At 33.2% G+C, this 10210-nt stretch carries 9 protein-coding genes; all 9 read left to right on the top strand.

The window, feature by feature from the left end:
* A partial coding sequence (locus SULYE_RS02785; RefSeq protein ID WP_007546287.1) for a peptidoglycan D,D-transpeptidase FtsI family protein occupies positions 1 to 952 on the top strand: 952 nt, incomplete at its 5' end.
* A 426-nt stretch (positions 953 to 1378) separates the two neighbouring features.
* The gene (gene miaA / locus SULYE_RS02790) at positions 1379 to 2317 is read left to right on the top strand and encodes a tRNA (adenosine(37)-N6)-dimethylallyltransferase MiaA (RefSeq protein ID WP_007546289.1); all 939 of its coding nucleotides are present in this window, start codon (positions 1379 to 1381) and stop codon (positions 2315 to 2317) included.
* Entirely contained in the window at positions 2301 to 2489 is a 189-nt protein-coding gene (gene hfq / locus SULYE_RS02795; protein WP_007546292.1) for an RNA chaperone Hfq, read from the top strand. Before miaA ends, hfq begins: the two co-directional genes overlap by 17 nt.
* A gap of 2 nt (positions 2490 to 2491) precedes the next feature.
* Complete coding sequence (hflX, locus tag SULYE_RS02800) at positions 2492 to 3610, top strand: GTPase HflX (protein ID WP_007546293.1); 1119 nt, start codon at positions 2492 to 2494, stop codon at positions 3608 to 3610.
* Complete coding sequence (locus SULYE_RS02805) at positions 3579 to 3923, top strand: histidine triad nucleotide-binding protein (protein ID WP_007546295.1); 345 nt, start codon at positions 3579 to 3581, stop codon at positions 3921 to 3923. Before hflX ends, SULYE_RS02805 begins: the two co-directional genes overlap by 32 nt.
* A complete protein-coding gene (locus tag SULYE_RS02810; RefSeq protein WP_007546298.1) occupies positions 3901 to 4503 on the top strand; it encodes a sulfurtransferase TusA family protein in 603 nt (200 codons plus the stop codon). Before SULYE_RS02805 ends, SULYE_RS02810 begins: the two co-directional genes overlap by 23 nt.
* Positions 4504 to 4724: 221 nt before the next feature.
* Positions 4725 to 5549: an SIR2 family NAD-dependent protein deacylase gene (locus SULYE_RS02815; protein WP_007546300.1), complete on the top strand. Its 825-nt coding sequence runs from the start codon at positions 4725 to 4727 to the stop codon at positions 5547 to 5549.
* Positions 5550 to 5876: 327 nt separating this feature from the next.
* Positions 5877 to 7052 carry an efflux RND transporter periplasmic adaptor subunit gene (locus SULYE_RS02820; protein ID WP_007546302.1) on the top strand — a complete coding sequence of 392 codons (1176 nt, stop codon included), beginning with the start codon at positions 5877 to 5879 and terminating at the stop codon, positions 7050 to 7052.
* Positions 7052 to 10156 carry an efflux RND transporter permease subunit gene (locus SULYE_RS02825; RefSeq protein WP_007546303.1) on the top strand — a complete coding sequence of 1035 codons (3105 nt, stop codon included), beginning with the start codon at positions 7052 to 7054 and terminating at the stop codon, positions 10154 to 10156. Before SULYE_RS02820 ends, SULYE_RS02825 begins: the two co-directional genes overlap by 1 nt.
* The last annotated feature ends 54 nt before the right edge of the window (positions 10157 to 10210 follow it).

The raw sequence follows: 10210 nt of genomic DNA on the forward strand, positions 1-10210 counted from the left end.
AATTTTAGCTGCAGCCACATATCCTAACTACGACCCTAACAATTATGAAAAATATAAAACTTATAAAAATATAATCTTTCAGCATGCTTACGAGGTAGGTTCTGTAGCAAAGCCTATTTTTCTTGCAGAAGCTATTGATGAAAAAAAGGTTGATTTAAATGAAATAATTGATTGTCAAAATGGTGCTATTTACGTAGACGGAGTTAGAATTAAAGACCATAAAAGATTTGGCTTATTAACGCCGGCTCAGATTATACAGCATTCTTCTAACGTAGGTGCTATAAAGATTGCTTTAAGATTGGACCAGAAAAAGATATATCAGAAACTAAGAGATTTAGGATTTGGACAAAAAACAGGTATTTTTCCTGGCGAGGCATCTGGATTTTTAAGAGAAGATTTTAGACCTGTAAACATAGCCTATGCATCGATCGGGCAAAACTGGACTGCAACCCCTCTTCAAGTTGGATTAGCTTATTCAGCTTTTGCGAATGGTGGTTATCTTGTAAAGCCATTGCTAGTTAAAGGTCTGGCTGATAATAGCGGAAGCTACGTAAAAGTTTATCAGCCTGAGAAGATTAGAAAAGTTTTGAGCGATGAAAGCATACAAAAATTAAAACCAATCTTGCAATTAGTTGTAGAAGATGGAACAGCTAAATCCGGGAAATCTGATTACTTTACTATTGCAGGAAAAACAGGAACAGCTCAGAAATATGACCCTGCGATAAAGGCGTTGTCTAATTCTAAATGGTACACTTGGTTTGCAGGATTTTTTCCTGTTTCTGACCCAAAATTTACAGTTGTTATATTTGCAAATGAGCCTAAGCCAAAATTTCCGGGTGAACATATAGGCGGTGGTGGTGTGTCTGCTACAGTCTTAAAGAATTTAGTTGATAGGGTAATGTTTTATTATAAACAAAAACCAGATAAGGTCGTTAGTGAGAATAAGAAATGAAAAGAAGAACGTGTTAAATATCAAGTTTAAAAATGAGGCTGTTCCAAAATTTTTATAAGTTTATATTTTCTCTTCACCTGAGGTCGTGAGTCTGAAGGACATTCCCTTTAAAAAAATAAGGAAAAATGAGATTCCTTGCCGGCTGCAGAATGACAGGAAGGAGTATAAAGGACGAAGGTTCTTTAGCGGCTGCGGAATGACACCATAGAGGCGTAAAGGATGGAGATTCTTCATCGGCTGTAAAATTACGGTTAAAGCTTAATCAATTTAGACTTAGTAAAATTATAAAGCACTCTCAGTACAAAAATTTTCATCAAATGGTCTTAATAACTGTACATGCTACAGCCACTTAATACGTAAGCTCTAAAATAAAAATCATCCATTTTTAATTGTTTTAGCTTATATTATTAAACAAAAAAACAAATTATGGAAAAAACTTTGATGATAGTTATAGCAGGAGCAACAGCAACGGGGAAAACAGAGCTTGGCATTAAGCTTGCAAAACTTTTAGATGGAGAAGTAATTAGTGCGGACTCCATGATGGTTTATAAGTATATGGATATTGGAACGGCAAAGCCATCTGTTGAAGAAAGAGAAGGGATTGAGCATTATGTTATAGATGTCGTCTTACCTTCTCAAAACTACTCTGTAAAAGATTATATTGAAGATTTTGATAAAGCTGTTCAAAAAATTAGAGAAAAAGGCAAAATACCAATTGTAGTAGGCGGCACTTGGCTATACATTCAAGGAGTTTTATATGGCTTATCAGATGCACCAGAAAGTGATTGGACTTTAAGAGAAAAATTATACAGCTTAGATAATTTAGAGCTTTATACACAGTTGCAAAAAGTAGACCCAGAGTATGCAAACAAAATACACGTAAATGACAAAAGAAGAATCGTTAGAGCGTTAGAAGTGTATTACCTAACAGGAAAACCATTTTCTTTTTTTATAAATCAGCATAACTTTAAATCAAAAAGGTATAACTTTTTAGGCTTTATTCTTGAGAGAGACAGACAGGAGCTTATGGATAGAATAGAGAAGCGAGTTGAAAAAATGTTTGAAAAAGGTCTTGTTGAAGAAGTTAAAAAGCTTGTAGATATGGGATTTAAAGACAGTTTAACATCAAGGCAGGCAATAGGATACAAAGAAATTTTACCTTACTTAGATAAAAAAATCTCACTTGAAGACGCTAAAAAATGTATAATAGAAAATACTAAGGATTTTGCAAAAAGGCAAATCAGAACATTTAGAAATAAAACAGATTTTGAAAAAATAGAAGCATCCAAATTTGAAGTTAATGAAATATTAGACTATATTTATAAAAAATATAACCAGGAGGTAAGAGATGTCAGTACAAGATGAAATTTTAAACGAGTATAGAAAAGAAGGTAAGGAAGTGACAATTTACTTAATTAGAGGAACAAGAATTGTTGGAAAAATAATTGATGCAGACCAATTTACTATTCTTGTTGATGTTAACGGTCAACAGCAACTGATTTATAAACATGCAATTAGTACAATCGTTGTAGAGTAAGCGTGAAGGCAGTTATAGTAGCAGTAAATCTAAACGATAAAGAAGAAGATTTTGAATATAAAATTCAAGAGCTTGAGGGTTTGGTAGAGGCAGCAGGTGGAACTGTTGTAGGTAAAGTGTATCAAAAAAGAGAATCTCCAGACCCTGCTTATTTTATTGGTCGTGGAAAAGTAAAAGAGATAGCCCAGCTCGTTGAAGGAATAAGAGGAGATACTGTTGTCTTTAATGTAAATTTATCTCCTGTTCAAATATCTAACTTATCTAAGGAATTAAATGTGGAAGTTCTTGATAGAACAGATTTGATTCTTAAAATTTTCTTGAATAACGCAAGAACAAAACAGGCAAAACTCCAAGTAGAGCTTGCATACCTGCAACATCAGCTTCCAAGAGTTTACGGCGGAAAAGGAAAAGAGCTTTCAAGAATTGGCGGTGGTATGAAGACAAAAGGAGCTGGTGAAAAACTCGGAGAGATAAAAACAAGAACTATCAAAGACAGAATAAACAAAATTAAAAAACAACTTAAGGAAATAGAAAAACAAAGAGAAGAACAGAGAAAATCAAGAGAAGATAATCCAAACATACTAAAAGTTTCTCTTGTAGGATATACAAACGCAGGCAAGTCTTCACTTTTAAAAAGACTTACAAAAAGAGATGTATTCATATCTGACCAGCTTTTTGCTACTCTTGACACAAAAACATCTTTAATCTACTTCCCGGATATAGAAAAGAAAGTTTTAATAACAGATACGGTTGGATTTGTTGAAGATATGCCATCTGAAATTATGGATGCATTCATGACAACCTTAAAAGAAATAGAAGATGCAGATGTTATTCTTCATGTGATTGATATTTCAGATAAAAATTGGATGAAAAAGAAAACAACCGTTGAAAACGTATTAAAACAGTTAAAACTTCAAGATAAACCAACTATAACAGTTTTTAACAAGATTGACAAAGTCGTTCCATCAAAAGATTTGATCGAAGAGGATGTGATGGAAAATACCATAACTATATCAGCAGAAAAAGGATGGAATATAGATAAACTTTTTGATATACTTAAAAAATATGCAAAACAAAAGGAGGAAAAGCATGGAGTGTGTATTTTGCAAAATAGTCAATAAAGAAATTCCGGCTAAAATAGTTTATGAAGATGAGTTAATAATGGCTTTTCATGATATAAGACCACAGGCAAAAATTCACATACTTATAATTCCAAAGGAGCATATACCAAACAATCTTTATTTTGAAGGAAGACATAAAGCATTAATCGGTCATATTATCTTAAAAGCAAACGAAATTGCTAAAATGTTTGAAATAGACAAAACAGGATTTAGACTGATAGTAAACACGGGTCCAGATTCAGGACAGGAAGTATTTCATGTACATTGGCATTTATTAGGAGGCGAGCCACTTGGAAAACTCATCTGCAAATAAAGAATTAGAAATAGTTGATACAAGAGGATTATTTTGCCCTTTACCACTGACATTTGTATCAAGAAAGTTAAAAGAAATACCCGTTGGCGAAAGATTAAAAGTTTTAGCAGATGATAAAGCATTTAAGAAAGATATAGAAATATGGGCTTTTGAAACAGGCAATAAGCTTTTGGAGTTTAAAGAAGAAAACGGCTACTACGTTGCAGTTATAGAAAGAGGAAAAGGTTTTAAAGGTGAAAGTATTTGGGATAAAATAAAGTTTATCTCCTTGGGTGTCAAGCTACATTTTATAAAACATCTTCTTGATATCATTCCATTTAACAAGCCAAAGTATTTAATAACCTTTGTATCTGTTGCAGAAGGCTTAAGAGCAGCAGATTTCTTAAAAAGTAAAGGCATTGAAAATTTTATAATGCTACCAGTTCCAAAAGAAATCTATCCACATTGCGGTCTTGTATTTGGCTTAAAATCAAAAGATGATGCTGTTAAGATTTACAATCTTCTAAAAGAAAACAAATACGCTGTAGAGGATATACATATAATAGATAGGGAGAAAAAATATCCAAAGTTAGAGGTTTAATTATACCTTGGGTGAGAAATTAGAGTTCTTTATAGAATTTAGATAAGGAGATCCTTCGAACTAACGTCCTCAGGATGACAGCAAAGGTTGAATGATAGGCATTAAAGGAAGGATAATCTTATTCCGTCATTCTGAGCGAAGCGAAGAATCTCATACTTGTACCCAATTTTTCACCTGACTTATATCCAAAGTTAGAGGTTTAATTATAATAGGATTCTAAAATGGAAGAAATAGAGATTGCTAAACAGCAAATAGAGACGGCAGAAGCGATACTGATTACTGCCGGAGCAGGTATGGGTGTAGATTCCGGACTTCCTGACTTTAGAGGTACAGAAGGGTTTTGGAGAGCATATCCGATAGCCAAGAAGCTTGGACTAAGGTTTGAAGAGCTTGCAAATCCAAGATGGTTTAAACAAGACCCTCAATTAGCTTGGGCATTTTATGGACATAGATTAAAACTATACAGAGAAACACAACCACACCAAGGATTTTATCTTCTAAAAGATTTGGTAAAAAAGAAAAACGAAAACTATTTTATCTTTACTTCAAACGTTGATGGACAATTTCAAAAAGCCGGATTTGACGAAGATAAGATTGTCGAAATTCATGGCAGTATTCATTATCTACAATGTGTAGAGCCTTGTAGCGATGAAATATGGAGCGCCGAAGGAATTGATGTTAATATTGATATGGAAAATTTTAAAGCTCTTCCGCCATTACCTAAATGTAAAAACTGCGGCTCTTTGGCAAGACCAAATGTTCTGATGTTTAATGATTTTCAATGGATTCCTCACAGAACAGAGGCACAAGAATTTAGATTTAATCTATGGCTTGAAAAAGTTCAAAATAAAAATCAAAAGTTAGCAATTATTGAAATTGGAGCCGGGAAGGCAGTACCAACTGTAAGACTAACAAGCGAAAGAATAGCAAGATTGCTAAATGGATTTTTGATAAGAATAAATCCAAGAGATTATGATGTTCCTACTAATATTAATGCAGTTTCTTTAAAAGTTGGCGGATTAGAAGGTTTAAAGTTAATCTTATAATATTTATCTTCACGTACTTAAGAGTGTTCCAAAATTTTTGTAGGCTTACCTTTTCGTATCATCCTGAGGCTGAAGGCAAGGATCTCATCTTTTGATTTTTTTGACTCGAAAAGAAAAAGTATGAGATTTTTTGCCAGCTGGAGAATGACGATGTGGATTTTTGGAACAATCTTAATTTTTATGATGGATGTTAAAGAGTATTAACGCCCTCATCCAAAATAATGTCAAAGAGCTACTTTTATGATTTAAGTCATATATTTAACTTTCCAACTATTTAAAAATGTTTATATAAAAAATTTTTTATAAATTAAGAATATGGAGACTAAGATGGGTAAAAGTAAAAAGATTTTTATTTTTGTAGTTTTGATAGTCATCTTGATTGCTATTTTTTCTGTCATTAGAAAGAAACGAGAGTTGGCAAGCTTTGAAAAACCTAAAAGCTATCCGTTGGTAGTAAATACATTTAACGTAAAACAAGGAGAGCTTGAATCTTATCAAAAATTCTTAGGTGAGTTTAGACCAGAAAATGATGCTCTTGTAAGTTCAAAGTTTAGTGCAACGGTTTTATATGTTGCAAATGAAGGGACAAAGGTTAAAAAAGGAGATTTGGTTTTTAAGTTGGATTCCAGTGATATAGAATCAAACATATCAGCTTTGACATACTCTCAAAAAGCTATTTTGGACCAAATAGATAGTGCAAAAGCTCAGGTTGAAGCATCAAATACACAGTACATAAATGCTAAAAAAGAGTATGAAAGATACAAAGGACTTTATGAAAAAGAGCTTATTTCTAAAGAACAGTTAGAAAATATGGAAAATCTATATAAACAAGCTTTGGCCAATAAAGAAAATGCTTTAAGTAAAGTAAAACAGTTAGAAGACCAAGCTAAATCTGTAGCCGGTCAAATAGAGTCTTTAAAATCTAATCTAAATTACACAGAATACAGAGCTCCTTTTGATGGAGTTGTGGCAAGTAAATTTGTTAACGTTGGAGATGTGGCTTTGGCTGGTAAGCCATTGGTTGAAATTGTAGGGAGTGGGAAATACTTAGTTTATGTCAACGTGCCAACTGAGTTAGCTTTAAAAGTAAAGAAAGGAGATGTAGAGAAAGTTAGCTATAACGGTCGGTCTGTCGATGCTGTTGTGGAAGATGTTTTACAATCTGCTCAAAATAATCTATCAATCATAAAACTTTCTGTTTCAAATAATCCTTTCAATCTGCCTGCTCATACATTTGTTGATGTTTTTATTAAAGAAGGTAAATGTGATGGCTTTATAGTCCATGCTAATTCTGTAGTAAAAAAAGTAGATGGTTATTATGTGATAGGAATAAAAGACTCAAAGGCTCATTTAGTTCCTGTTGTAGTGAAATCCAAAACATTAACTGAGGCATGCGTTGATGGTAATTTAAGCACAATAGATAAAGTAGTTGTCGGAGATGAGTCTTTGCTACAAAGAATTTATGAAGGTCAAAAGCTTATTGAGTTTAGAGGTGAAAACTGATGCTAAAATGGTATATATCTAAACCCCACCTTATATTTTCAATTTTAATTGCTTTTGCTTTTATGGGAATTATCGGATTTTTTTCTATGCCAAGGGATTTATTTCCACCGGCTGATAGACCTCAAATAGCGGTAGTAGTTCAAGAGCCGGGAGCAACTGCAAAATACATAGCAGACCATACAGCATCTGTTATTGAAAGGCAGCTTTATACTATAAGCGGTATAAGAAGAGTATATTCAACATCAAATGATGGATTTTGTACAGTTACAGCAGAATTTCATTATTCTAAGCCATTAGCAGAGGCAAAAACAGACGTAGCCAATGCTCTTAGTAAAGTCCAAAACTTACTTCCAAAGGATATATTGCCACCACAGATTTATGAAATAACATCTTACACACCACCTGTTATGGTTTTAACTGTAAGTCCTAAGAAAGATTCACACCTGTCTTTGGAAGATGTAAGGTATATAGCAGAAAATCAGATTAAAAATGAAATACTTAGAACAAATGCAGTAGCAAATGTAGATGTTTTTGGAGGCTATACAAAAGAAATACATATTCAAATAGACAATGCTAAATTAAGCTCTTATGGATTATCTCCTCAGGATGTAATCAATGCTATCCAAAAATCAAACAATGATATGCCACTTGGAATAATGATTAACAAAGATACACAAAACACGTTTATCTTAAAAACAGAGGCAAAAAGCTTAGATGAACTAAAAAACATTCAGATAACAAAAGATGTTAAGCTTAGCGATGTTGCAAAAGTAGAGTTTGGTATCAAGCCACCTACCGCAATGTATCAAGGAAATGGAAAAGAAGGAATAGCTCTTGCAATTCAAAGACCTTACGGTGGAGCTGTTTTAAGCGCAATTTCAGCAGTTGAAGAGGTTCTACCAAAAATAAAAGCTCAATTTCCGCAGTTAAATATAGATATATCAGATACACAAAAAGAGTTGGTTAAATTAAGTAATGAAAATATGCTTGAGGCTTTAAGAGATGCAATAATCTTTACATCTTTGGTAATCTTTTTATTCTTAGCAAATCTAAGAATGACTATCATCGCAGCTTTATCAATACCTTTTGTTTATTTGGCTACCATAGCCTTTATGTGGCTTTTTGGTATAGGATTTAACACGGTTTCTTTGACAGGTGTAATTTTAGCTCTTGGTATGCTTGTTGATGATGCGATAGTTATTTTAGAGAATATAGAAAGACATCTATTTGAATTAAAAAAATCGCCTGTTGAAGCTGCAATAGATGGAACAAAAGAAGTTATGCTTGTTGTTTTTGGTGGCACTGTTGCAACTGCTTCTGTCATATTTCCGATGTTATTTGTTGGAGATTTTCCAGAAAAAATATTTAGACCATTGGCAGGTACACTTTTAATTGCTATCTTTGTATCTTACGTTGTTTCAATCACTTTAATTCCAATTTTAGCAATCAAGTTTTTGAAAAATGCAGACAAAAAATCAGTTTGGGAGCTTAAAATCAATCAACTTATGTTAGCATGGCTAAATCCTTTAAAAAATATTTACATAGATTGGATAAAAACGTTGATTCACAAAAAGAAAATAAGACCTCTTGCTGTTATGCCTCTTGTAATATTGTTTGTTATGAGTTTAAGACTTATTCCTTTTACAGGAAGAGATTTAATGCCACCAATGGATACAGGAATTGTTAAGGCAAACGTTGTTTTTAACAGTAATACATCCATTTGGCAGGTAAATCAGGAAGTTAAAAAAATTCAAGATTATATTTACTCTCTTGGAAATGTAAAAAGAGTTTCTGTCGCAATAGGAACTGAACCGGGAGTTTTAACAATCAGCGGTGGAACACCTCAAACCGCATCATTTACAATAACATTTGTCAATAGATTTGAAAGAAAAGAAACAATATGGCAGCTTGAAGATAAAATAAGGGATTACATTCACACTTTACCTAATATAAAGTATGCTGATGTCTATGACTACGGAGCGACGGCTTTATCATCAATAAAAGCAAATCTTGATGTAACTCTTTACTCAGATAATCTTGAAGCTTTAAATAAAACAGGAAATGCAATTTTAGAGATAGCAAACAATACACCGGGATTAAAATCAGCATCTAAAAGCTGGGACATGGATAAGATTGAGTATGAGTTTAAAATAGATAAACAAAAAACAGCTCTTTATAATACAACTCCTTACGCCGCGGCTGTTCAAGTAAGTGCTGGCTTGCAAGGTCAGATCTCATCTGTTTTAACCATTCCAAATGAAACAGGATTTTTAATCAGAGTGATCCTTTCGCCAGAACAAAGAAGCTATATAGACCAGTTTAAAAGCTACTTGATAAAAACTCCAAAAGGATTTGTACCGTTAGAAGCTCTTGGAGAGTTTACTCAAAAAGCAGAGCCGACAATAATCACAAGACAAGCTTTAGATTATACACAGGACGTTTACGGATACAGAGGTACAAATGCTATATCTCACATAATGGAAAACTTCCAGAAAGAGTTTGAAAAGTATGCAAAAAATCATCCAGGTTTTCCACTGCCTAACATAAAGATAGAGCAAACCGGGGATATCCAGCAGATGATGGATTCTATGGGAAGAATGTTTAAAGCTATTTTGATTGGATTGGTGATTTTATATTTAGTTTTAGCAGCAGTGTTTAAATCTTGGAAAGACCCTGTGGCAATTATGTTGGCAATTCCTCTTTCTATAATAGGTGGTTCATGGTCATTGCTGATTGCAGATAAACATATGTGTTTACCGGCTATTATGGGATTTATTCTCCTTGCCGGAATCATAGTTAAAAACTCAATTCTGATTATAGAATTTATAAAAACATATAGAGAAAAAGGATACTCTAAGGAAGAGGCTATTTTAGAAAGTGTTAACATAAGAACAAGACCGGTTATGATGACTGCATTCGGGACAGCTGTTGGTATGATACCAATTGCATTAGAATGGGCTATAGGACTCGAAAGACTTTCACCTCTTGCAGTGGTTGCTATAGGTGGTCTAATCGTTGGAACATTTTTAAGCTTAGTGTACGTGCCATTTTTCTATTACTTAATTGATAAAGGTGAAGAAAATGAAAAAACAGCTAATACTTAGTCTAATAGCAGTACCATTAATAAACGCATACAGCATAACCTTAGAAGAAACGCT

This window comes from Sulfurihydrogenibium yellowstonense SS-5 (assembly GCF_000173615.1).
Lineage (GTDB): Bacteria > Aquificota > Aquificia > Aquificales > Hydrogenothermaceae > Sulfurihydrogenibium > Sulfurihydrogenibium yellowstonense.

Bases quoted from the DNA above. Each gene is read 5' to 3' on its own strand.
- hfq (WP_007546292.1), top strand. From the start codon at position 2,301: ATGTCAGTACAAGATGAAATTTTAAACGAGTATAGAAAAGAAGGTAAG.
- miaA (WP_007546289.1), top strand. From the start codon at position 1,379: ATGGAAAAAACTTTGATGATAGTTATAGCAGGAGCAACAGCAACGGGG.
- SULYE_RS02805 (WP_007546295.1), top strand. From the start codon at position 3,579: ATGGAGTGTGTATTTTGCAAAATAGTCAATAAAGAAATTCCGGCTAAA.
- SULYE_RS02820 (WP_007546302.1), top strand. From the start codon at position 5,877: ATGGGTAAAAGTAAAAAGATTTTTATTTTTGTAGTTTTGATAGTCATC.
- SULYE_RS02825 (WP_007546303.1), top strand. From the start codon at position 7,052: ATGCTAAAATGGTATATATCTAAACCCCACCTTATATTTTCAATTTTA.
- SULYE_RS02815 (WP_007546300.1), top strand. From the start codon at position 4,725: ATGGAAGAAATAGAGATTGCTAAACAGCAAATAGAGACGGCAGAAGCG.